The sequence below is a fragment of the Pseudomonas sp. SWRI99 genome, from assembly GCF_014270125.1.
GTDB classification, from domain to species: domain Bacteria; phylum Pseudomonadota; class Gammaproteobacteria; order Pseudomonadales; family Pseudomonadaceae; genus Aquipseudomonas; species Aquipseudomonas hamedanensis.
Map to the genome: position 1 here is coordinate 143,006 of NZ_JABWQR010000009.1, position 23,715 is coordinate 166,720.

21 protein-coding genes and 1 pseudogene are annotated in these 23,715 nt (G+C 60.1%); 17 read left to right on the top strand and 5 right to left on the bottom strand.

Translation table 11 applies throughout. The features are described 5' to 3' along the window. Positions 1 to 48: 48 nt before the first annotated feature. The 3 genes from HU743_RS09795 to proP all read left to right on the top strand — a co-directional run bounded on the left by HU743_RS09795 (position 49) and on the right by proP (position 2,713). Positions 49 to 366: a hypothetical protein gene (locus tag HU743_RS09795; protein ID WP_186648351.1), complete on the top strand. Its 318-nt coding sequence runs from the start codon at positions 49 to 51 to the stop codon at positions 364 to 366. Beyond that, a complete protein-coding gene (locus HU743_RS09800) occupies positions 366 to 1,025 on the top strand; it encodes a DUF3313 family protein (protein WP_186648402.1) in 660 nt (219 codons plus the stop codon). Before HU743_RS09795 ends, HU743_RS09800 begins: the two co-directional genes overlap by 1 nt. A gap of 185 nt (positions 1,026 to 1,210) precedes the next feature. Beyond that, the gene (gene proP / locus HU743_RS09805; RefSeq protein WP_186618939.1) at positions 1,211 to 2,713 is read left to right on the top strand and encodes a glycine betaine/L-proline transporter ProP; all 1,503 of its coding nucleotides are present in this window, start codon (positions 1,211 to 1,213) and stop codon (positions 2,711 to 2,713) included. Between the two features lie 12 nt (positions 2,714 to 2,725). Here proP and HU743_RS09810 read toward each other — a convergent pair whose 3' ends face one another. Continuing rightward, positions 2,726 to 3,832 carry an AI-2E family transporter gene (locus HU743_RS09810; protein ID WP_186648353.1) on the bottom strand — a complete coding sequence of 369 codons (1,107 nt, stop codon included), beginning with the start codon at positions 3,830 to 3,832 and terminating at the stop codon, positions 2,726 to 2,728. Positions 3,833 to 3,991: 159 nt separating this feature from the next. Between HU743_RS09810 and HU743_RS09815 the strand changes: the two are divergent. The 10 genes and pseudogenes from HU743_RS09815 to HU743_RS09860 all read left to right on the top strand — a co-directional run bounded on the left by HU743_RS09815 (position 3,992) and on the right by HU743_RS09860 (position 13,735). After that, positions 3,992 to 5,268, top strand: a pseudogene (locus tag HU743_RS09815) (OmpP1/FadL family transporter). Positions 5,269 to 5,474: 206 nt separating this feature from the next. After that, positions 5,475 to 7,178, top strand: coding sequence for an amidase (locus HU743_RS09820; protein WP_186648355.1), 1,704 nt, complete (start codon positions 5,475 to 5,477; stop codon positions 7,176 to 7,178). Between the two features lie 158 nt (positions 7,179 to 7,336). Beyond that, positions 7,337 to 7,900, top strand: a complete 564-nt coding sequence (gene pnuC / locus HU743_RS09825) for a nicotinamide riboside transporter PnuC (RefSeq protein WP_186618942.1) — start codon at positions 7,337 to 7,339, stop codon at positions 7,898 to 7,900. Beyond that, positions 7,897 to 8,421 (top strand): AAA family ATPase, encoded by a 525-nt coding sequence (locus HU743_RS09830; protein WP_186548286.1) that lies wholly within the window; start codon positions 7,897 to 7,899, stop codon positions 8,419 to 8,421. Before pnuC ends, HU743_RS09830 begins: the two co-directional genes overlap by 4 nt. Positions 8,422 to 8,764: 343 nt before the next feature. Then, positions 8,765 to 9,214, top strand: a complete 450-nt coding sequence (locus tag HU743_RS09835) for a hypothetical protein (protein WP_186648357.1) — start codon at positions 8,765 to 8,767, stop codon at positions 9,212 to 9,214. A 1-nt stretch (position 9,215) separates the two neighbouring features. Next, positions 9,216 to 9,788: an adhesin gene (locus HU743_RS09840; RefSeq protein ID WP_186648359.1), complete on the top strand. Its 573-nt coding sequence runs from the start codon at positions 9,216 to 9,218 to the stop codon at positions 9,786 to 9,788. A gap of 70 nt (positions 9,789 to 9,858) precedes the next feature. Beyond that, positions 9,859 to 10,851, top strand: a complete 993-nt coding sequence (locus tag HU743_RS09845; RefSeq protein ID WP_186648361.1) for a heme utilization protein — start codon at positions 9,859 to 9,861, stop codon at positions 10,849 to 10,851. Between the two features lie 63 nt (positions 10,852 to 10,914). Then, positions 10,915 to 11,595 (top strand): C39 family peptidase, encoded by a 681-nt coding sequence (locus HU743_RS09850; RefSeq protein WP_186618947.1) that lies wholly within the window; start codon positions 10,915 to 10,917, stop codon positions 11,593 to 11,595. A gap of 43 nt (positions 11,596 to 11,638) precedes the next feature. Continuing rightward, positions 11,639 to 12,385, top strand: coding sequence for a hypothetical protein (locus HU743_RS09855; RefSeq protein WP_186630281.1), 747 nt, complete (start codon positions 11,639 to 11,641; stop codon positions 12,383 to 12,385). 45 nt (positions 12,386 to 12,430) lie between these two features. Then, on the top strand, positions 12,431 to 13,735 hold the full coding sequence (locus tag HU743_RS09860; protein WP_186548298.1) for a hypothetical protein: 1,305 nt from the start codon (positions 12,431 to 12,433) through the stop codon (positions 13,733 to 13,735). A gap of 60 nt (positions 13,736 to 13,795) precedes the next feature. Here HU743_RS09860 and HU743_RS09865 read toward each other — a convergent pair whose 3' ends face one another. After that, on the bottom strand, positions 13,796 to 15,121 hold the full coding sequence (locus HU743_RS09865; protein ID WP_186548300.1) for a sigma-54 dependent transcriptional regulator: 1,326 nt from the start codon (positions 15,119 to 15,121) through the stop codon (positions 13,796 to 13,798). A 344-nt stretch (positions 15,122 to 15,465) separates the two neighbouring features. Here HU743_RS09865 and HU743_RS09870 point away from each other — a divergent pair, with 344 nt between their 5' ends. The 4 genes from HU743_RS09870 to nhaB all read left to right on the top strand — a co-directional run bounded on the left by HU743_RS09870 (position 15,466) and on the right by nhaB (position 20,047). After that, positions 15,466 to 15,732 (top strand): hypothetical protein, encoded by a 267-nt coding sequence (locus HU743_RS09870; RefSeq protein ID WP_186618949.1) that lies wholly within the window; start codon positions 15,466 to 15,468, stop codon positions 15,730 to 15,732. A 283-nt stretch (positions 15,733 to 16,015) separates the two neighbouring features. Continuing rightward, positions 16,016 to 17,305, top strand: a complete 1,290-nt coding sequence (locus HU743_RS09875; RefSeq protein ID WP_186648363.1) for a hypothetical protein — start codon at positions 16,016 to 16,018, stop codon at positions 17,303 to 17,305. 138 nt (positions 17,306 to 17,443) lie between these two features. Further along, positions 17,444 to 18,373, top strand: a complete 930-nt coding sequence (locus HU743_RS09880) for a hypothetical protein (RefSeq protein ID WP_186648365.1) — start codon at positions 17,444 to 17,446, stop codon at positions 18,371 to 18,373. A gap of 171 nt (positions 18,374 to 18,544) precedes the next feature. Continuing rightward, the gene (gene nhaB / locus HU743_RS09885; RefSeq protein ID WP_186648367.1) at positions 18,545 to 20,047 is read left to right on the top strand and encodes a sodium/proton antiporter NhaB; all 1,503 of its coding nucleotides are present in this window, start codon (positions 18,545 to 18,547) and stop codon (positions 20,045 to 20,047) included. 126 nt (positions 20,048 to 20,173) lie between these two features. Here the strand turns inward: nhaB and HU743_RS09890 are convergent, their stop codons facing one another. From HU743_RS09890 to gnd, 3 genes are read right to left on the bottom strand one after another with little or no spacing between them, the layout of a single operon-like run. Next, entirely contained in the window at positions 20,174 to 20,983 is an 810-nt protein-coding gene (locus HU743_RS09890) for an HAD family hydrolase (RefSeq protein ID WP_186648368.1), read from the bottom strand. Beyond that, positions 20,980 to 22,503, bottom strand: a complete 1,524-nt coding sequence (gene zwf / locus HU743_RS09895) for a glucose-6-phosphate dehydrogenase (RefSeq protein WP_186648369.1) — start codon at positions 22,501 to 22,503, stop codon at positions 20,980 to 20,982. Before zwf ends, HU743_RS09890 begins: the two co-directional genes overlap by 4 nt. Further along, positions 22,500 to 23,480 carry a phosphogluconate dehydrogenase (NAD(+)-dependent, decarboxylating) gene (gnd, locus tag HU743_RS09900; RefSeq protein WP_186648370.1) on the bottom strand — a complete coding sequence of 327 codons (981 nt, stop codon included), beginning with the start codon at positions 23,478 to 23,480 and terminating at the stop codon, positions 22,500 to 22,502. Before gnd ends, zwf begins: the two co-directional genes overlap by 4 nt. Positions 23,481 to 23,715: the final 235 nt, after the last annotated feature.

The following is a 23,715-nucleotide window of genomic DNA, read 5'->3' on the forward strand; positions in this document are numbered from 1 at the left end:
GCAAAACCGCTGGGGCACTCTGCAGCCATTCCAGTCCAGGGGGTTTGCATGAAGGATTTGTATAACAGCAATCGCGTCGGCGGGCACTGCGTCAACCGGCCTTTGATCCTCAGCCAGCGCACCGCCGCGCTCGGCCCTGACACGCCGATTGTGTTCCAGGAGTCATGCCTGGGCGTTTCCGACGACCAGAGCCGAATCGTCCTGCGCCGTTATTTCGAGCACTTCAGCCCGGCCAGTGCGCACTGGGTCGAGTACGTCCACAGCATTTCGGCGGCCGATCTGGTCGCGTGGATCATGACTCACGGCCAGCTCCATATCGAGTGCTCGGACCACACCGGGTCTCAACACAAGGAAACTTCGCTTTGATCAACAGCGTTCGCTCACTGTCGCTGGCGCTCGCCGCCGCCCTGAGCCTGTCGGCGTGCACCAGCAAAAAAGCCGAAAACAGCGGCTTTCTGCATGATTACACGGTGCTGACCGAGCGTCAGTCACCGTCCGGTCAACCCGTGCTGGCCTGGGTCAGCCCGGCATTGGCCAGAGGCCGTTATACGCAGGTTTACCTGGCGCCGAGTCAGTTCTACCCCAGCGCCGAACCGACGGTGCGGATTCCTCTCAGCACGCTGTCCGGGGTCACCGACTATTACGACGCGGCGCTGAGACTCGAACTGAGCAGAGTGCTGCGCGTCGTCGACAGACCCGGACCGGGCACGCTGACGGTCCGGCCGGCGATTACCCAGGTCGCCACTCACGTGCAAGGGTTGCGCTTTTATGAGTGGCTGCCCGTCACCCTGGTGGCCGCCGGGGTGAGTACCGCGACCGGGATTCGCGACCAGGACAGTACCGTCGCCACCGAGGTCTCATTTGAAGACGGCTCCACCGGAGAAGTGATCGCCGAAGTGGTGCGCACGGGCACCGGTCTGCCGCTGGACAACGACCGGCAGGTATTAAGCCCCGATGACGTCAAAGGGGTGCTGGACGGCTGGGCCAGCGACCTCGGCCAATCCTGGCTGACGCTGCGTCGATAATTCACTGCGCGATGGGTTAGTGAAGAAAATAAGCGTGAGTGGTGAATTATTTGGTTACTTCTGATCTCTGATCTCAAAGAAGGTGCCATCGAAAGGATGGCATCGCATGAGAACGGAACTCGTCTTCCCTGCCCCACCCCGGGGCCGCGGTTGTGACAAGACGGACCAGCGACAGAGTAATTCACATGAAATCACGCAAGAACACGGTCAAGCCGATCGGCCTGAAAGACATCACCATTGTCGACGACGCCAAGATGCGCAAGGCGATCACCGCCGCCGCGCTGGGCAACGCTATGGAGTGGTTCGACTTTGGTGTGTATGGCTTTGTTGCCTACGTACTCGGCAAGGTATTTTTCCCCGGCGCCGATCCTGGCGTGCAGATGATCGCCGCGCTCGCGACGTTCTCGGTGCCGTTCTTGATCCGGCCGTTGGGCGGGCTGTTCTTCGGCGCCCTGGGAGACAAATACGGGCGGCAGAAAGTCCTCGCCGCGACCATCGTGATCATGTCCCTCAGCACCTTTGCCATCGGCCTGATTCCGTCCTACGCCTCGATCGGCATCTGGGCGCCAATTCTGTTGTTACTGGCGAAAATGGCCCAGGGCTTCTCGGTCGGTGGCGAGTACACCGGTGCCTCGATCTTTGTCGCCGAATACGCGCCGGATCGCAAACGCGGCTTCCTTGGCAGTTGGCTGGATTTCGGCTCGATCGCCGGTTTCGTCTTCGGTGCCGGCGTCGTGGTCTTGATTTCGACCATTCTCGGCGAGCAGCGCTTCGAGGAATGGGGCTGGCGCATTCCGTTCTTCCTCGCCCTGCCCCTGGGCATGATCGGCCTGTATCTGCGCCACGCGCTGGAGGAAACTCCGGCGTTCCAACAGCACGTGGAAAAACTCGAGCAAGGCGACCGCGAAGGTCTGGCGCGCGGCCCGAAAGTTTCGTTCAAGGAAGTCGCGACCAAACACTGGCGCAGCCTGATGACCTGCATCGGCGTGGTCGCGGCGACCAACGTCACCTATTACATGCTGCTGACCTACATGCCGAGCTACCTCACGCATAACTTGCATTACAGCGAAAACCACGGCGTGCTGATCATCATCGCGATCATGGTCGGCATGCTGTTCGTACAGCCGCTGATCGGCTTCATCAGCGACAAGATCGGCCGCAAGCCGTTCATCGTGGTGGGCAGCATCGGCTTGTTCATCTTCGCCATTCCGGCGTTCATGCTGATCAACAGCGGCAGCATCGGTCTGATCTTTTCCGGGTTGCTGATCCTCGCGGTGCTGCTCAACTTCTTTATCGGGGTGATGGCGTCGACCTTGCCGGCGATGTTTCCCACGCACATCCGCTACAGCGCGCTGGCCAGCGCCTTCAACGTATCGGTGCTGATCGCCGGCCTGACCCCGACCGCAGTGGCTTGGCTGGTCGAGAGCACCAACGATCTGTACATGCCGGCGTACTACCTGATGGTGATTGCCGTGGTCGGTCTGGTCACCGGTGTGACGATGAAGGAGACCGCTAACAAACCCTTGCGCGGTGCGGCCCCGGCAGCGTCCGACCTGGAAGAGGCCAAGGAATTGCTGCAAGAGCACCACGACAATATCGAACAGAAAATCGAAGACATCGACACGCAAATCGCCGAGCTGGAAGCCAAGCGCAAGGAACTGGCGCAACAGCATCCGCGGATTGATTGAGGCCAGGTCCGGTCACGGTTCAGGCGTTTCCTCGACAAGACGGCTGACATCCGCCGGCTGGTAGACCCAGCCGATGAACAACTCATAACCCACCGCGAGAATCACTGGACCTGTGAACAAACCGATGATGCCGCTGGTGACCATGCCGCCGAGTGCACCGATCAGCACCACCGGCATCGGCACCGCGACGCCGCGTCCCAGCAACAGCGGCTTGAGCACGTTGTCGGAGAGCCCGGCGATGATCATCCAGACGGCAAAAATGATCGTGCCGGCGCTGACGCCGTCATGGGCGAATACGAAGATCACCACGGGAATCGTGATCAGCAGCACCGGTAACTGCATGATGCCCAGCAGCAACACCATCAGCGCCAGAATGCCCGCAGCGGGAACGCCCATGATCACCAGCGCGACACCGATCAGCAGCATCTGAATGAAGGCGATGCCGACCACACCCTGCGCCACTGCGCGGATGGTCGAGGTGCACAATTGCGCGATTTGCGGGCCGCGCACCGGGCCGGAAATCCGCGTGGTGATTGCCACGGCGGTGCGGTGGCCGCGCTCGCCGTGGGTCATGATCAGCCCGGCGATAATCAGTGCGATGACAAACACCACGATCCCCGCGCCGACGCCGGCGGCCTGATGCAGCAGCACCTTGCCCCAGCTACTCAGGTGCGGCGCCAGTTCCTTGAACGCCCAGCTCAAATCCTGCGAGGCGTGTTGCCAGATGCCGAAGATTGGCGCACCGATCAGCGGCCAGTCGGCGACGCTGGGCGGTGGTGGCGGAATTTCAAAATGATCAGCCTCCATCGTGTGCATGCCGGCTTTGACCGAGTCGGCCACCGACGCACCGAGCAGGCTCAGCGGCACCATCAGGATCAGCAGGCCGAGCAGCACTAGCAGGATCGCCGCCCAGCCATGGCGATTGCCCAGTTTTGCCCCGAGCTTCTGGTTCAGCGGATACAGGGTGATGGCGAGAATCAGCGCCCACAGCATCACGTTGAGGAATGGATGAAAGATATCGAAGCAGAACAGCACCAGCGTGGCGATCAGCCCGGCCCGGATCAGCACGTCCAGCAGGGCTCTGGAACTGTTGAAGGCAATGTTCGGCTGTTCTTCCATTTCGCGTTCTCCCATGGCTGAAAATCGACACTGCGCTGAGCCTAGATCACAACCGCGCGGTCGTCGTGTTTTCGAGCACTGGCGCCAGTTGCGACACTGGTGCTTCGGCCGATTCCCGTCTAAACCTGATGCACATCCCTGTTGATAAGGAAGTTGCGGATGCGGTCGACACACTCACTGATGATTCTGGCGTTGGCCGGCAGCGCCGGGCAGGCACTGGCGGGCGGTATTGAGCTGTATGAAGCCGGTCAGGAAGGCGCCGGGCTGGCCAATGCCGGTTCGGCGGCGCTGGCCAGCGATCCAGGCGTGTTGATGAGCAACCCGGCGGGAATCGCTGCGCTCCACGGCCGCAAATCACTCTGACCGGTCAGGCAGTGTTCGGCGGACTGGGTTTCGACCGCAACGTGGATAACGACTTTTCCGGCAACGAGGGTGGCAACCCGCTGCCGATTCTGCCGGGCAGCAGTTTTTTCATCAGCCATGAGGTCAACGATCGCGCCAGCGTCGGCTTTGGCCTGTATGGCAACTTCGGTCTGAGTGTGAAATACGACGATGACTGGGCCGGCCGTTACTTCACGCAGGAGTCGACGCTGATTGGCGTGTCGATGCAGCCGACGTTCGCCTACAAGATCACCGATGATCTGTCGATGGGGATCGGCCCACGGTTGGTGTACGGCTATTACTACACAAAAATGGCCGTCGACAATAGCGCCTTCCTGCCGGGCACGCCGTTCCGGGAGGATGGCAACGTGCAATACAAGGACACCGACACCGGCGTCGGCCTCAACCTCGGCCTGCGTTATCAGCTGGACCCGCGAACCACGGTCGGTTTCGCCTACACCAGCAAGGTCAAACTGGAGTTCAAGGACTCGCCTTCGGCCCACGGCATTCGCAATCCCCTGCTCAATCTGGCGTTGTCGCGGCTGGACGTCGAGGCGCTGGAAATCGACATGAACATCCCGCAAAGCGCGACTTTGAGCATCGCCCATCAGATGAACCAACAATGGACCCTGCTCGGGTCGCTGAACTGGCAGGACTGGAGCGACTTTGCCGACATCGGCGTGAACGTCGACACGGCGGCCGGCAACGTTTCCCGCTCGGTGAATCGCCAGTATCAGGACACCTGGCACCTGTCGATCGGCGCGCAAAACCAGATCAGCCCTACCCTGCACTGGAACATGGGCATCGGTTACGACAGCTCCGCCGTCAAAGACAAAAACCGCACCGTCGACAATCCGATGAACGAGACCTGGCGACTGGCGACCGGACTGAGCTACGCACTGGCGGAAAATACCGACCTCAACCTCAATTACACTTTGGTCTGGCTTGGCGACATGGACGTGCAGCAGAGCAAACGTAACGGGCAGACGCTGTCGGGCAGCTATCCCAATAGCGCCCTGCATATCGTCGGCGGTGGCGTGACCTGGCGGTTCTAGCCATGTCCGGCGCCGTACAAACGTGTGGGAACAGGCTTGTTCGAAGGCGCCGGCCGCGTCGAAAATCAATCCTGCCGATTACTCCGCACGCGGCTTGGTGTTAAATAGGCGCCAGTCTTAACCTTTGTCGTCTCAAGCTGTGCACCGAGAACCGAAATGAACACGCCTTCCAGACAAAACACGCCCTGCCTGACAGCGGTGATTGCATGATCGAAGTCACCGAAGTTTCCATCGCCCAACTGCGCGCTGCGCTTGAATCCGGCCAGACCACCGCGGTCGAACTGGTACAGGCTTATCTGGCCCGTATCGATGCCTACGACGGCGCGGACACACCGACGGCGCTCAATGCCGTGGTGGTGCGCAATCCTGAAGCGTTGAACGAAGCACGCGCCTCCGATGCCCGGCGTGCCCGAGGCGAAACCCTCAGCCCGCTCGACGGCATTCCCTATACCGCCAAGGACAGTTATCTGGTCAAGGGCCTGACTGCCGCGTCCGGCAGCCCGGCGTTCGCCGATCTGATTGCCTATCGCGACGCCTTCACCATCGAACGTTTGCGCGGTGCCGGCGCCATTTGCCTGGGCAAGACCAACATGCCGCCGATGGCCAATGGCGGCATGCAGCGCGGTGTCTATGGCCGTGCCGAAAGCCCGTACAACGCCGACTACCTGACAGCGCCGTTCGCTTCGGGTTCGTCCAATGGTGCCGGCACCGCCACCGCCGCCAGCTTCGCCGCATTCGGTCTGGCCGAAGAGACCTGGTCGAGCGGGCGTGGCCCGGCGTCCAACAATGGCTTGTGCGCCTATACCCCGTCGCGCGGGGTGATCTCGGTGCGCGGCAACTGGCCGTTGACCCCGACCATGGACGTGGTGGTGCCCTTCGCACGGACCATGGCGGACCTGCTTGAAGTGCTCGACATTGTCGTCGCCGAAGACCCGGATAACCGTGGCGACCTGTGGCGCCTGCAACCATGGGTGCCCATCCCCAGCGTCAGCGAAGTGCGCCCCGCGTCTTACGCTGATCTGGCCGCCGATGCCAAAGCCCTTGCCGGCAAGCGTTTCGCCGTGCCGCGCATGTTCATCAATGCCGATCCTGAGGCGGGCACCAGCGAAGCACCGGGTATCGGTGGGCCGACGGGGCAGCGCATTCAGACCCGCGCCTCGGTGATCGAGTTGTGGAACCAGGCGCGGCAGGCCCTCGAAGCCGCCGGTGCCGAAGTGATCGAAACCGACTTCCCGCTGGTGTCCAACTGTGAAGGCGATCGCCCGGGCGCGCCGACGGTGTTCACCCGCGGGCTGGTGTCGAAAGCGTTCTTGCACCATGAGTTGTGGGACCTGACAGCCTGGGCATTCGACGATTTCCTGCAAGCCAACGGCGACCCTAAACTCAATCGTCTGGTTGACGTCGACGGGGCGAAAATCTTTCCGCACGATCCGGGCACCCTGCCCAACCGCGAAGGTGATCTGGCCGCCGGCATGGATGAATACGTGCGCATGGCCGAGCGCGGTATCACGCCGTGGAATGAAATCCCCACCGTGCCCGATGGCTTGCGTGGGCTGGAGCAGACCCGGCGCATCGACCTTGAAGACTGGATGGACCGACTCGGCCTCGACGCGGTGCTGTTCCCCACCGTCGCCGACGTTGGCCCGGCCGACGCAGACGTCAACCCGCAATCGGCCGACATCGCCTGGAGCAACGGCGTCTGGGTGGCCAACGGCAACCTCGCGATCCGCCATCTCGGCGTCCCGACCGTCACCGTGCCCATGGGCCTGATGGCCGACATCGGCATGCCAGTCGGCCTGACCTTCGCCGGCCGCGCCTACGACGATTCGAATCTGCTGCGCCTGGCGTCGGCATTCGAATCGACCGGCAGCAAACGCCAGATCCCACCGCGCACGCCGCCACTGGTCTGACGCAACACAATTTTGGGAGCGAGTTCGCTCCCACAATCGGGTCTGTGTAAGCCCCATTAATCTGATCCAGGCAGAGATCCCCGGGAGCCTGCGTCGGGCCATTATTTTGGCGGATGCATTACAATCCGCGGCTTTCTCTCACTCCCCAAGGAGTTTTCATGTCCGGGCTCGAACTGTTTGCCGCCGCCCTCGGCGTGATCGCCGTCTGGCTGACGGTCAAACAGAATCCCTGGTGCTGGCCGATCGGGCTGGTCATGGTGTTGCTCTACAGCTGGATCTTCTTTGAGGTGAAGCTGTATTCGGACATGTTATTGCAGGTGATCTACGCCGCGCTGCAACTCTACGGCTGGTGGCAGTGGACCCGCGCCGGCACGATGCACGACGGGCGGGATGTCACACGGCTGACTTCGCGCGCGATTCTGTCCGGTCTGGGCATCGGTGCAGTCGGGAGTCTGTTGCTCGGCGCGGCGATGGCCCATTGGACGGATGCCGCGCAGCCCTGGCTCGACGCGGCTCTGACCGGGTTCAGCCTGGTGGCGCAGTGGTGGATGGCGCAGAAACGCTTGCAATGCTGGACGCTGTGGTTCGTGCTCGATGTGATTTTCGTCGGGCTGTTCCTCTATAAAGGGCTGTACCTCACCGCCGCGTTGTACGGGCTGTTCACCCTGCTCGCCGTCCAGGGTTATCGCGAATGGCGAGCCGATCCGGCGCTGCAACGATGAAAGTTGTCGTGTTGACGGGACCTGAGTCCACTGGCAAAAGCTGGCTGGCGGCGGGTCTGCAACAACGTTTCGGCGGCGTTCGGGTGGATGAATACGTGCGTCGGTTTATCGAACTCAACCCCCGCGATACCTGCCTGGCCGACATTCCCGAAATCGCCCGAGGCCAGTTGCAATGGGAGGATGAGGCACGCGCGCAACAGCCGTCGTTGCTGATTCTCGATACCCATCTGTTGAGCAATATTCTCTGGAGCCAGACGCTGTTCGGCGCCTGCCCGGCCTGGCTGGAAGCGGAACTGCTCAAGCGCCATTACGACTTGCACCTTCTCTTGTCACCGGAGCAGATCGACTGGACCGAAGATGGCCAGCGCTGCCAACCAGACCTGCCCGAGCGTCTGGCGTTCTATCACGCCACTCGCCACTGGCTCGAACAGCACCAGCAACCGTTGCAAATCATTCAGGGCGACTGGGCCGCACGGCAAGTGCAAGCCTTTGCCGCCGTCGAGCAATTACTCGCCGAATAACCCGACGGCGGGTGCCAACGCCCGTCGAGTCGGCGCAAAGTGTCCATTTCTGAAACACCGCCGACCGCTCAAAGGCCGCTGCGGGCCATGTTCATGGCTTTGTCATCAGCGTTGTTACACCAATGAAACACCTCGACGTTAGCCCCGCGCCAGAGCATCTCTCAGGCCAGTGCCAACTGCGTGCCGCTCGGCGTGTTTCACGTTTGAAACAGATCCCAGCCCAAACCCGCACGGGGTTTACGCAAATCATTGAAAAGCCAAGGCATTCCAAAAGCGGCACAGCTTTCGCTCTCTCCTTCACAACGCTGACCAAGGGCAGCCCACCGAAGAAGGAATTGCAGCCGTGGGGAATTTCAAGAAAGATTTGACCTGTCTTCTGCTGATCGGATCAGCCGCCAGCGTCGTGTTCAGTGTCAGCGCGCAGGCCGAAGGCAATGGCGTGATCGTCCTCAATCGCGACGTGCAGCCGATCCCTATCGGTCGCAATGGCGGCAAAGACCCCTACCCGACCACCGTCAACGCCAACCCTTCGGCGCGGATCAATCAGACCCTCAGCAACACCGAACTCAGCGACGGCGACTTCGCCAGTGTCGCCAGCGGTTCTTCGATTCGCGGCAACATGACCACCCCCAGCTCCAACCTGCCCGGCATGAATACCCTGACCAACCAGAACGGTCTGCCCGGCATGCGTGTTGGCACGGGTGGCGGCGCGGGCGGCTCGATCTCCAATACGGTCAACCGGGCGATGAGTACCGGTCTGGCACCCCTGACCCGCATGGCCGGAGGCCAGTGAGATGAATCGCACTCTTCTGCTGCTCGCTCTGCTCGGCTGCACCAGCGCCATGGCCGATTCGACTTCGGCCAACAAGGCAAATATTCAGGATTCAGGCGCGCAGTACCGCGGCAATTTCAACGTCAACCAGGCCGCGGGCGACCAGATGCAGCAAGCCAACACCAAGGCGATTGCCATCGGTACCGAAGCGCACGCCAGCACCAGCGTCAGGCAGAACATCGACACGCCTGCCAGCCGCGCCATCGACGCGAGCGCCAACATCGGCGGCAACTCTTTCAGCAACGGCAACGGCATCCTCGGTGTGAACCAGGGTGCCGGGGCCAATAACCAGATGGCCAACGTCACGCGCGTCAGCATCAGTGCTGCACCGCAGAGCGTTGACGACAGCGCCCTTTCACAACAGAACGTGGCGTTTTTACCGAGCTCAGGAGCAACTGGTACCCCACCCGGCAGTCGCCAGGTCACGACAAGTGATCAGGCCTTCACCGGCAGCCGCGGGGTGATCCAGGTGAACCAGAGTGCCGGGGTGGGGAACCGCATGGCTAACACCCTGAGCATCCGGGTCGCAGACTGACCCAAACACACGCAGTGCAATTAGAAAGTACCAACACTTAACCAACTAATAAGCACGATGGAGAAACACCATGAAACCTACAATGGCTCTCAAACCACTGGTTTTCGCACTTGCAGCAGTGATGGCAATCGCAGCACAGGCAGGCGGCCGCGACAACGGTCATGGTAATGGGCATGGCAACGGGCACGGTAATCACCAACCCAAAGGCCCTACCCTGGAACAACTTCTGCAAATCACTGCCGGCGCCGGCGCCGCCGTACTTGACGTGCAAGACAGCGACGGCAACGTGGTGAAAAACCAGGGCACGCTCAATAACGCCAATGCCAGCGACTCGCTTAATGGCTCCAACGGCAACATGGGCGCCAACGTTGCTGCCGGCGACGGCAACCAGCAGGACAATGCTGCTGCACTGGCCACGGCTGACGAAAGCTTCATCTTCGGTAACGCTGTTGCGGCCTCGAGCGCGACTCAGGTCAACAACAATAACTACGTGAAAAACTCGTCGACCTTCAACAACGCCAACCTCAACAACGCAGGCAACAGTGGTTCCGGCAACATCGGGATCAACGTGACGGCCGGCAACTTCAACCAGCAGAAAAACAACCTCGCCATCGCCGTATCGGGTGGCCGTGTAGCGCAGGCTGCAGCTTCTGCCAACCAGTCCTCGACTGGCCTGGTCGTCGAGAACAAAGGCGTGCAGGCGTACAAAACCGACACCCTTACCGACACTTATGCAGCCGCTGGCACGTTCAAAGCCACAGGCAAAGGCACCTCCGAAAGTACGAACAACCACGGCGGTTGGGGCAATCGTGGCGGCGGCCACGGTGGCGACGATGATCAGAAATTCAAGTTCGAAGCCGTGGGTACTTTTGGCCTCGCTGGCGTCACCACCCACCAAGTGTTGACCAAAGATGGCTGGAAAACCCCTGTTGTCAACAATGCCAACATGACCAACTCGATGAACAACTTCTCCGGCAACGGTGGAGCCAACGTCTCGGCCGGTGTGGGCAACCAGCAAAGCAACTCGCTGTCCATCGCCGCAGGTTGCAAAGCCTGCATGTAACGCGATCGAAACGAAAGCCCCGGCAACGGGGCTTTTCCTCGGTTCCACAAGGCGTATTCGATCATGCGAACTCCTGCCCTCCTCGCTCTGCTTTGTCTGTGTGGCCTGACTCAGGCAGCGCAGATGCCTGTCGCTGCCCTGCCGGGTGGCGTGCTCGTTTACAAGGACGTGCAGAGCCTGCGTGAGCGCAAGTTTGCCGACATCGTCGAACAGAAAACCGATTTCAGCTGCGGCGCTGCTGCACTGGCAACGGTCCTGCGCCAGGCCTATTGGCTCGACGTCGATGAGGAGCACATCATCAAAGGCATGCTGGTCAACGCTGACCAGGACCTGGTGCGAACCCAGGGTTTCTCCATGCTCGACATGAAGCGCTACGTGGAAAGCATCGGCATGCGCGCCCGAGGCTACCGGATCCCGCCCGAGAAACTCGAAGCGGTGACCATTCCGGTGGTGGTTCTGATGGACATTCGCGGCTACAAGCATTTCGTCGTGTTGCAGCGTTCGGACAAGCACTGGGTGTACATCGCAGACCCGGTACTCGGCCACAAACGCTACAAACATGATGACTTTGTCAAAGGTTGGAACGGTATTGTCTTCGCCATCGTGGGTCCCGGGTATGACAAGGTCAATGCCTTGCGCAGCCCTCCGGTGCCGCTGACGGCAAAGAACAAGCTGGACGGTTTCAACCCGGTCAAAGATGCGGAATTGATGGATTTCGGGTTCATTCAGAGCGACTTCTTTTAATCGCCGAGTTAGAGAATGGGACTGGATGTCCCGGGAGCAGCAAATGAAAAGCTCATACTGGCTGGCCGCCGCCTGCCTGGCAGCGAGTGCATCAGGTTTTGCCCAAGCGGGGTTCAAACCCATTGAGATCAAGGACCAGGAGCTCGCCGAGCTGCGTGGTCGGTATGTGATGCCGGGGCGGATTATCAGCTTCGGCATTGTCATGAGCAGTACCTGGCGCAACGCCAGCGGCGACCTGATCGGGGCCGCGACCTCAATGCAGATCCAGGCTGCAACGGTCAAACCGGAATTTTATGTCTCGACCATCAAGGAGTCGGGCAACGGCAGCACCCCCACACTGGGCACTGGCACCGTCATCGGTGGCGCCGGCCTCAACAGCACGCAGGGCGTGACACAAAGCGTACGCGCGGCGGGCGATGGCAACACCGCCAACAACAATGTGGCGATCAACGTCAGCGAAGCCAGTCAGGCGCCGGCACTGCTGCCGTCGCAAGGTCAGGCGCTCGTGGCCGGACAGACCATCACCGGCAGCAACGGCGCCGGCAGCGTCGCGGTTTCCGCGTCGGGCGGTGGCGTGCAAATGGCCATTCAGGCCAGTGGCAACCAGGGCACGGCATTGCAACAAGTCGCCCAGGGCGGACTGCTGCAGAACACCCGCCTGCTGGGCAGTGCCAACGTGGTCAACAACCTCACACAGCTCAACGTCGTATTGAACAATAACGGCAGAAGCGCCGGCGCACTGGACTGCAACCTGACTCAACTCGGGGCCCTACGCATAAGCGGATATTGAACTACGCTGACTCTCGATCATTGGGCTTAAAGGGACGGCTTATTCATGTATCGATCAGTATCACTGCGTGCCGCAGTGTGTTTGAGTACCCTTCTACCCGCGGCGATGCTGCAAGCAGCTCCCGACGCCGATGTAGAAGCCCTGAAACGGGAACTTCTGGAACTGAAACAACGATACGAAGTACAGCAACAGGCCCTGGCGGTACTCGAACAACGGGTTCGCCAGGTCGAAGAACAGCCCGCCGCCCCACCGCCAAAACGACTGGCCAAATCGCCATCGGACATGAAAGGCAACCGTGTCGCCACCGGCACCGGTGCGGCCGCTGCATCGGGAGGCGCCGCCGGGGGCAGTGGCGCTTCTTACGGTCAGTCGCTGGCCGACGATTCGCAACCGGCGCAAAGCGTCTCCAACCTGTATGACGAAGCCAGCGGCTTTTTTGGCGGTGGCAAGTTCAGTGTCGAGACCGGCATCACCTATTCGCGCTATGACACTCGCCAATTGATCCTCAACGGTTTCCTCGCGCTGGATTCGATCTTTCTCGGCAACATCAACCTCGACCGGATCAAGGCCGACACCTGGACCTTCGACCTGACGGGTCGCTACAACTTCGACAACCGCTGGCAGTTCGACCTGAACGTGCCGGTGGTGTACCGCGAATCGACGTACCAGTCGGGTGGCGGCAACGAAGGCGCGGCCGGCGTCACCACCGAAGAAACCGTGACCAAGGACCCAACCCTGGGCGACGTCAACTTCGGCATCGCCTATAAATTCCTCGACGAATCGGTCAACACCCCGGATGCGGTCGTCACCTTGCGGGTCAAGGCGCCGACCGGCAAGGATCCGTTCGGCATCAAGCTGCGCCAGACCGATGCCAACTCCAACCTGTTCGTCCCCGATACCCTGCCGACCGGCAACGGCGTCTGGTCGATCACCCCGGGTATCTCGCTGGTCAAGACGTTTGACCCGGCGGTGCTGTTCGGCAGCCTTTCGTACACGCACAACCTGGAGGAGTCGTTTGACGACGTCAGCTCCACGGTCAACCAGAAAAACCCGGGCAAGGTGCGCATCGGCGACAGCTTCCAGATCGGCGCCGGTATCGCTTTCGCGTTGAACGAGAAGATGAGTATGTCGTTCTCGGTGTCCGACCTGGTGCAACGCAAGAGCAAGCTGAAACAGGATGGCGGGGACTGGGAATCGGTGGTGTCCAGCGACGCCAACGCCGGTTACTTCAACGTCGGCATGACCATTGCCGCCAGCGATAACCTGACCATCGTGCCGAACCTGTCGATCGGCCTGACGGACGATGCACCGGACTTTTCCTTCAGCCTGAAATTCCCGTATTACTTCTAAAAGCAAAAGATCGTCCGAAGGCTCGGACCGCGTTCGGACGATCTTTTGATCTTCAGCTATCTAACGGATCTGATGTTTGTGCAGGAGCCGATAAAACGTCGGCCGCGACACGCCCAACACTTTGGCGGCGACGCTGAGGTTATCGCTGTGGCGGTTCAACACATCGCACAACGCCTGGCGTTCGGCGCGAGTCTTGTAATCTTCAAGTGTGCCCATGGGCGCGGTGACTGACTGCTGGCTGATCAGTCCGAGGTCGCGCGCCTCAATTTGCCGGCCTTCGGCCAATACCAGCCCGCGGCGCACCCGATTGGCCAGTTCGCGCACATTGCCCGGCCAGTCATGTTTACCCATGGCGATCAACGCATCTTCGCTGAAGCTGCGCGGCCGCCGTCCGGTTTCGTGGCTGTAGAAGTGTGAAAAGTGATTGGCCAGCATCGACAGATCGCCGTGGCGTTCGCGCAGAGGCGCGGTCAGCACTTGCAGCACGTTGAGGCGGTAATAGAGGTCTTCGCGAAAGCGCTTTTGCTCGATGGCGGCCTCAAGATCGACGTGCGTCGCCGCCAGAACGCGTACATCTACCGGAATGGGCTGACTGCCGCCCACTCGCTCGATGTGTTTTTCCTGAAGAAAGCGCAGCAGATTGGCTTGCAGTTCCAACGGCAAGTCGCCGATCTCATCGAGAAACAACGTGCCGCCATTGGCCGCTTCGATGCGTCCGACCTTGCGCTGATGGGCACCGGTAAATGCGCCTTTTTCATGGCCGAACAATTCGGACTGAATCAAGTGTTCGGGAATGGCCCCGCAGTTGATCGCTACAAACGGTTTGCTGTGGCGTTGCGATTGCCGATGCAGCGTCCGCGCCACCAACTCTTTGCCGGTGCCGCTTTCACCACGGATCAGCACGGGCGACTCGGTGGGTGCGAGTTTGCTGAGCAACTTGCGCAGCTCACGAATCGGTTTGCTGTCGCCGAGCAACTCATGCTCCGGCTGATCGACATGAATCGTCCCCTGCCCGCGCAGGCGTGCCATGCCGAACGCGCGACCGAGCGTGACCTGCACCCGCGAGACATCGAAGGGCAAGGTGTGAAAATCGAAAAACCATTCACAGACGAAGTCGCCAACGTTCTGTAAGCGCAGGACCTCCTGGTTCAGCACGGCAATCCACTCGGTGCCACTGCGGCTGATCAGCTCCTTGACGGCTTCGGGACGTTCCAGATGAAAAGGCTGCAAACGCAGCAAGCCGACATCACACGCGCGGTCAGCGGCATGCTCCAGCGAACAACTGTCGACATCCCAGCCTGCCGTGCGCAAGCCGGGCAATAAACGGTGGCAATCGTCGCAGGGGTCGACAACCAGTAGACGGCGTAAGGCTGGCGCTTCGTTCATGTCTGATCCTTGGCGCCAAATTTTAGGAAATGATTGTAAAAACAGTCATTTGGCAGACCTGGCTGTAACACTAGCAAGATTTTGACAGAGCCTTGTACCGTTTGCTTATAGATGTACCAGCAAATCCGTTATAAGAACGGGATTGGTTAGTTGCCTATCGACACAAAACTTTCAGCACGCTTTCAAACGGCTCTTTATGGCGGGGCCATGAAATAAAGTCGAAATTTCTTTGTCTCAGGTGTGACCTGCTCCCCGGTTGCGTGCATCAGTACAAGTAACCAGCCGAACGGTAAGCCCAACCGACGGCACATCATTTGATTGGGCACTTATAGAGAGAAGACCCCATGACCGCCCCGCTCCGTATCAACGAAGCTCTTTTGATTGCCAACCACGCGTTCAAACCATTCCAGTGCGTGGCCTGGGCACCACAAGACGGCAATGGCGAATTGAGCCTGACCGTTATCGACCGCACCAATTCCCACATCGGTCGCACACAGATTCCTAGCAGCACCTACTCTGATCCTGCGCAACTTGAGCAACTGCTGCAGCAGGCTCGAAGCGAACTTAGCAAAGAAGGTCATAAGCTGCAGTCCTGGTCGATGCCTCACTGATCACAGTGATAATGCGGATGACATTCACGTCATCCGCATGCTTGCCTTAGTTACCCTTTCTTTTTTAAAAGACAGTCTTTCGTACAACTTTTAACAGCACTTTTTCGTAAAGTTGCTTGGCAGGCTTGCGACTGGTTCAAAAAGACACTGTTCTGGCACAGTGCGACCGTCCGCCTGCTACTTCTAACAGTTGTGCTTCCTCGCGTTCAGGTTTTGAATGTTCCGCTCATGCAGTTATCCCCGCCGGCTCCCGGCCGTGGTCAACTCGCAAGGAGATGCGTGCATGTCCACCCTGAACGCCTTTGCGCTTCCAGCGTCAGCAGACCATCCGGGACCACTTGATTCGACGTTCGCCTTGCGCGGCGTTGCGCAGGTGTACTTTGCCGGCAGCTTGTCCAGCCTGACCCAGGATGTCGCCCTTGATGCCCAAGGCCGGATACTGGTGGCCGCCAAGGTCGGTACCCTTGAAGGCTGCCGTTTCGGTCTCGCGCGCTTGCTCGCAGACGGCTCGGCCGACTTGTCCTTCGGCGTTCAGGGCAGCGTGATCGGTACGTTTGCCGCGGGTTTCGAAGCCATGGCCGGCAAGGTCCAGGCGCTGCCGGACGGGCGCATTCTGCTGGCCGGCCTGCATTATGAAAACAGCCATCGCACCCTGCCCGGCCTCGCCCTGTTCGATGCGCAGGGCCGGCCAGACCCAGCGTTCGCCGATAACGGCTTTCAGGTTGTGCGACTGCCGGGCGACTTGTCCATGGGCACCCGCGACCACTGGTTACCGCCCGGTGTCCCGGGTGTCGAAGCCTGTGATTTTGCCGTGCAGGATGACGGCCGCATCTTGCTGATCGCCAACCATCATTTCGAACTCGCGGACCATGCCGGCCTGCTCATTCGTCTGAGGGCCGACGGCAGCCTGGATGACAGCTTTAACGGCCGCGGCTTCGTGATGGTCCGCCACTTGTTGCTCAATACCTGGCTGAGTCGCCTGCTGCTGAAAAACGACGGGAGGATTGTGGTCGCCGGCTCCATCGGTTTTCCGCAAGAAGGCCTGCTGGCCGTCTACCTGCCCGATGGGCGCCTGGATGAACGGTTCGCCGTGGACGGCTTCATGGCATTCACGGCTCACGGCAAAAGCGCCCAGGTCAGTCAGGTCATCGAGTCCGGTGAGTCGCTGCAGTGTTTTGGCAGCAGTCGCGACCCGATTCGCTGCCTGGCGTTCAGCCTGCACGCCAACGGGCGCCCCGACGCACATTGCAATAACGGCCAGCCCCAGTTGCTGGATATCGGCCCCAGCGGCTGCCAGTGGAGCGCCGCCCAGCGCATGGCCAACGGCAACATCATCGCAGTGGGCGCAACCATCGGCGGGGTCGAGGCCGACTTTATCGTGGCCCGGTATCGGCCCGATGGGCACCTCGACCCAAGCTTTGGCGATGGCCAAGGCTGGCTGCGTACGCGACTGGGCAGAAGCCTCGACACGGCCAACTCACTGGTGGTGCAAGCGGATGGGGCGATTGTCGTGGGCGGGTATTCGCTGGATGGCAACTATCGGGCGATGGTTGCGCGGTATCTCAACCGATAAGACGAGTACAGCGCTCGCCTTTCGTCGGATTTAGCCGTGCACCTGTTATTTCTGACAGTAGACGCTTTTATTGATCGGGGTTCAGATGGCGGGACGCGCAGACGGCTGCGTGTTTAATCTGAAAAAAGGAATTTTTACATGACAGACCAAGAGAAATTATCCGGAAAACTGACGGGGGTAGATGCTTCAGGCAAGCGCACCAGTAGCGTCGCACCGTACATCCTCAAACTTACCGACCTGAAAAATAACTACATCGCATCGGGCAGCGTCGTTGAGATTAGCGACTTTATTCTCCATGGCTCGGCCAGCCCCGGAGAAAATGTAGAAATTCGGGATAGGGGAATTTCCGTTGCTTCGGTTCCCGTCAATATTGATGGCGACCTCGCATATGTGCTGCATGAACAGCACGGCGGCTTTCATGAGTACACGATTGTCGATCGGGAGGGGCGAGAATCACGCTCTTGGGAAGTCATCGTGGACTACGCGACACAGACATACATCGAATCTGTTAAGGGGCCTGACGGTCAGCCCATCGCAGACGGTTCGAGTACATCCCATACGACTCTGTATTTTGTAGGCAGAGGTGTGCCTGGTCACGTCGTAGAAGTTACGAGTGACGGCACGGCGGTGCGTCTGGTAACCGTCGATGATGGCAGGCATTGGAGCACCAACCTCACGGATCTCAAGCCAGGCCGGCATGACTTCACTGCCCGAGAGCTCAACGGCAAAGAATCCCCCCCTTGGCGGATCGAAATAGAAAAACCGGCATTGTTGAGTATCCAATTTGGGTTAGGCCAGGGGAATTATCAACTCATCAAAGATGGTGAAACCACTAACCAGACATCGGTGGTCCTGGTCGGCACGGCGAAGCCGAATGAAGAGGGTAAGATTCTCAGCGATGTCCATGGCCCGGTTGACTTCCAAGCGAATGGGTTCGGGATTATCAACGCGATTGTTGAAGATTTGGCACCTGGCTATAGCTATACGTTCGTCTGCCGCTCCGGGGCGGATCGAACTTCGGAGCCTTTCAAACTCACGGTAGATTCTTCGGAATCTGCCATAAGGTAGACTTGTTTCAACACTAAAAAGGCCTGCCGAGTAACGACTCGGTAGGCCGTTGTTGTTTAACTGGAGATACCCGCGTATCAACCGCAACAGTGCTGAATAATTCCACGAACACCTTGAACTTGCCCGTCACATCCGGCAACTTGCGCCCTTCAATAAAACAAGGAGCAACCGATGTCCGGATCAATGGCCCAGGCGTTCGCGCACAACTTTCTCGGGCAGTCTCCGCGCTGGTACAAGGCGACGATCGTCGGTTTCCTGATCCTCAATGCGCTGGTGCTGTTCACCATCGGCCCGGTCGCAGCGGGCTGGTTGTTGGTGATCGAATTCATCTTCACCCTGGCCATGGCGCTCAAGTGCTACCCGCTGATGCCTGGAGGCCTGCTGCTGGTCGAAGCGCTACTGCTGAAGATGACTACGCCGCAGGCACTCTATGATGAGCTGCTGCATAACTTCCCGGTGATTCTGCTGCTGATGTTCATGGTCGCAGGCATCTACTTCATGAAAGATCTGCTGCTGTTTCTTTTCTCGCGCCTGTTGCTGGGCGTGCGTTCGAAAGCGATCCTGTCGTTGATGTTCTGCTTCCTCTCGGCGTTTCTTTCGGCGTTTCTCGATGCCCTGACCGTGACCGCGGTGATCATCAGCGCGGCGGTGGGGTTTTATTCGGTGTACCACCGCGTGGCTTCGGGCAACGATCCACGCCAGGACAGCGAGTTCAGCGACGACCAGCACCTGCCCACGCTGCATCACGACGACCTGAACCAGTTTCGCGCGTTTCTGCGCAGCCTGTTGATGCACGGCGCGGTCGGTACGGCGCTAGGCGGCGTGTGCACCCTGGTGGGCGAGCCGCAGAACCTGTTGATCGGTCACGAGATGGGCTGGCATTTCGGCGAATTTTTCCAGAAAGTCGCGCCGGTCTCCCTACCGGTTCTGGCGGCGGGTCTGGTGACGTGCGTGTTGCTGGAAAAGCTGCGCTGGTTCGGTTACGGCACGCTTTTACCGGATAACGTGCGCACCGTGTTGGCGAACTACGCCGCCGAAGACAACGCCGAGCGCACGACGCGTCAGACTGCAGCATTGCTGGTGCAAGGTGCGGCGGCGCTGATTTTGATCGGTTGCCTGGCCTTTCATATCGCTGAAGTCGGCCTGATCGGGTTGATGGTGATTGTGTTGATCACCGCGTTTACCGGGATCACCGATGAGCATCGCCTGGGCACTGCCTTCAAGGATGCGATGCCGTTTACCGCGCTGTTGGTGGTGTTTTTTGCCGTGGTCGCGGTGATTCACGATCAACAACTTTTTGCCCCGCTGATTCAGTGGGTGCTTGCCCTGCCGGTGGACCAGCAGCCGGGCATGCTGTTCATCGCCAACGGTTTGCTCTCGGCCATCAGTGACAACGTGTTTGTCGCGACGATCTACATCACCGAAGTCAAACAGGCCTTCCTCGCTGGACACATGAGCCGCGAGCACTTCGAGACGCTGGCGATTGCGATCAACACCGGCACCAATCTGCCGAGTGTGGCGACGCCTAATGGTCAGGCCGCGTTCCTGTTCCTGCTGACCTCGGCGATTGCACCGCTGGTGCGCTTGTCGTACGGGCGAATGGTGTGGATGGCGCTGCCCTATACCGTGGTCATGGGCCTGCTCGGCTGGTATGCCGTGAGTTATTGGCTATAACTGACACCACATGCCCGTTGTAGGAGTGAGCCTGCTCGCGAAGGGGCCGTGTCAGGCAACCCGACTGCTCGATGACACACCGCATTCGCGAGCAGGCTCGCTCCTACAGTTGGGTTTTGTGCTGGATCAGCGCCGGAGGATGTATTGCTCGATCGCCTGGGCCACGCCGTCTTCGGTGTTTGGCGCGGTGACGACATCAGCCTGACGCTTCACCGCCTCCTCCGCCTGGCCCATGGCGATCGACAGGCCGGCGCATTTGAACATCGCCGGGTCGTTGCCGCCGTCGCCGATTGCAGCCGTTTGCTCCAGCGGCACGCCGAGGTAATCGGCAATGGTCGTCAGTGCGGTGCCTTTATTGGCCTCCAGTGCAGTGACATCGAGATACACCGGTTGTGAACGCGACACTTGTGCCATGCCGTTGACCTTCGGCAGCAGTTGCGCTTCCAGTTCGATCAACAGTTCGGTGTTGTTGCTGGTGGCGACGATCTTGTCGATACGCTCCAGATACGGCTCGAAGCTTTCCACCACTACCGGCGGGTAGCCCAGGCCGTGCTGCTCGCGGGGCACCATCGGCCCGTGCGGATCCTTGAGCAACCAGTCGCCGCCACTGAAGACCCAAATCTCGACATCCGGCTGATCGGCAAATTGCGCCAGTGCGATCAGCGCCGTTGTCGCCGGTAAATAATGCGCGGCCAGCAAAGTGCCGTCGGGATTGACGATAGTGCCACCGTTGAACGCCGCGGTCGGCAGATCAACGCCCAAGGCCTCGATCTGCTGCAACATGGCGCGCGGGGGGCGTCCGGTTGCGAGGCTGAACAACACGCCCGCCTCGCGCAGCGATCGCACCGCGTCAATGGTGCGCTGACTCAGCGTGTGATCGGGCAGCAATAGCGTGCCGTCCATGTCACTCAGTAGAAAACGGATCGGCTTGCTCATCCCAGGCCATGCCAGACGCGGCCATCGCGAGTCAAAAGATCTTCAGCCGCTTGGGGGCCATCTTCACCCGCCGCGTATGTCTCGACGCTTGCATCCTGCTGCCAGGCATCGAGAAACGGCTGCACCGCGCGCCAGCCATTCTCGATGTTGTCGGCGCGCTGGAACAGTGTCTGGTCGCCGGTCAGGCAGTCATAAATCAGCGTTTCGTAGCCGGTCGACGGCTGCATCTCAAAGAAATCCTTATAGGCGAAGCCCAGCTCGATATTGGCCATGTTCAACGCCGGCCCGGGTCGTTTCGCCAGCAAGTCGAACCACATGCCTTCGTTGGGCTGAATCTGGATGCGCAGGTAGGTCGGCTGCAATTCATCCACTTCGGTGTCGCGGAACTGCGCGTAAGGCGCCGGTTTGAAGCAGATGACGATTTCGGTGTCGCGCACGCTCATGCGTTTGCCGGTGCGCAGGTAGAACGGCACGCCGACCCAGCGCCAGTTGTCGATCATCACCTTCAATGCCACGTAGGTTTCCGTGGTGCTGTCGGGCGAAACATTGGGTTCTTCGCGGTAGCCGTTCAATGGCTGGCCGTCGCGGGCACCCGCACTGTACTGGCCGCGAACCGAGTTGGCGCGGGCCTCCTCGACGGTCCAGGGACGAATCGCCCCCACGACCTTGGCCTTCTCACCGCGCACCGCATCGGCGCCGAACGCCGCCGGCGGTTCCATCGCGACCATCGCCAGTAACTGAAACAAGTGATTGGGCACCATGTCCCGCAAGGCACCGGTGTGTTCATAAAAGCTGCCACGGGTCTCGACGCCGACGGTTTCGGCGGCCGTGATCTGCACGTGGTCGATGTAATGGTTGTTCCAGAAAGCTTCGAACAGGCTGTTGGAGAACCGACTGACGAGGATGTTCTGCACGGTTTCCTTGCCCAGGTAATGGTCGATCCGGTAGATCTGCTTTTCCGTCATCACCTTGAGCAGGCAAGCGTTCAAGGCTTCAGCGGTCTGCAGGTCGGAGCCGAACGGCTTCTCGATCACCACCCTTCTGAACGCTTCAGGGGTTTCTTCGAGCAAACCGGCGCTGCCGAGTCGGCGCACCACTTCGCTGAAGAAACGTGGCGCGGTGGCCAGGTAGAACACCGCATTGCCGGTACCGCTGGCGGCGATTTTCGCCGCCAGCGCTGAATAAGTGCTGTCGTCCAGAAAGTCGCCCTGGACGTAGCTGATGCCTTTGGCGAGCTTGGCCCACAAGGCCGGATCAAGCATCTGATCGCCCTTGCCAACCTTCGCCGCCACTTCGCTGCGGATGAAATCCTCGAGCTTCTGCGCGAAGGCTTCATCGGTAATCGCGTTGTGGTCAACGCCGACGATCCGCAGATTATCGTCAAGCAGGCCGTCGCGACTGAGGTTGTACAGCGCTGGCATCAGCAAGCGCTTGACCAGGTCGCCGTGGGCACCGAACAGAAACAGCGTGGTCGGTGGTGCGGGTTCTGCCTTGGATTTTCTGCGGATCGTATGGGTCATTTCCTGGCTGTCTCCACGTGGCCGCCGAAGCCGAAACGCTGTGCGGACAGGATCTTGTCGCCGAAGGTGCCCTGGCCGCGCGAGCGGTAGCGCGAAAACAGCGAGTTGGACAGCACCGGCACCGGCACCGCTTGCTCCATGGCCGCCTCGATGGTCCATTGGCCTTCGCCGCTGTCCGCTACGGAGCCGGAGAAACCGTCGAGTTTCGGGTCGCTGGCCAGCGCATCGGCGGTCAGGTCGAGCAGCCACGAGGACACCACGCTGCCGCGACGCCAGACCTCTGCAATGTCGGCCACGTTCAGGTCGAAACGCTGATCTTCCGGCAGGCGCTCGCTGGATTTGGTCTTGAGGATGTCGAAGCCTTCGGCGAACGCGGCCATCATGCCGTACTCGATGCCGTTGTGGATCATCTTGACGAAATGCCCGGCGCCGGCGGGACCTGCGTGGATGTAGCCGTGTTCGGCGCGGTGGTCGTCGGATTTGCGATCCCTGGTACGCGGGATGTCGCCCATGCCCGGTGCCAGAGCGGCGAACAGCGGGTCAAGACGCTTAACCGTCTCGGCGTCGCCACCGATCATCATGCAGTAGCCGCGCTCCAGGCCCCAGACGCCGCCGGAAGTGCCGACGTCGATGTAGTGAAGGCCCTTCTCGCCCAACGTCCTGGCCCGGCGAATGTCATCTTTATAGTTGGTGTTGCCACCGTCGATGATGGTATCGCCGGCTTCAAGCAGATTGCTCAGGGTGTCGATGGTCTCTTCGGTCGGCGCACCGGCCGGCAGCATGACCCAGACGGCGCGTGGCTTGTCCAGACCGGCCACCAGGGCCGGCAGGTCGGCGACGCCCGTGGCGCCCTCGGCGGCCAGGGTGTCGATGAAAGCGGTATCGCGGTCGTAGACAACGGTGGTGTGACCGTTGAGCATCAGGCGCCGCGCAATATTACCGCCCATGCGGCCCAGTCCAATAATCCCGAGTTGCATGTGCTGATGCTCCTTACTACAAATAAATGTGTGTCATTGGTTATAGCCCAACGCGGTTGATGGAGGTTAGTCCAGAGCGTTGCGATGAAGTTTCCGGGCATTGTGCCCGATCCAGACTGATAACGCCTCGAATCGTGCCGAAGACACACCGACCATGAAAAATAAAAAAGTTCCATTCACAGGCAAAAGAAATCAAAATTGGCGCCGATAGTAAGTCACGCACCTCGAAAGCGGG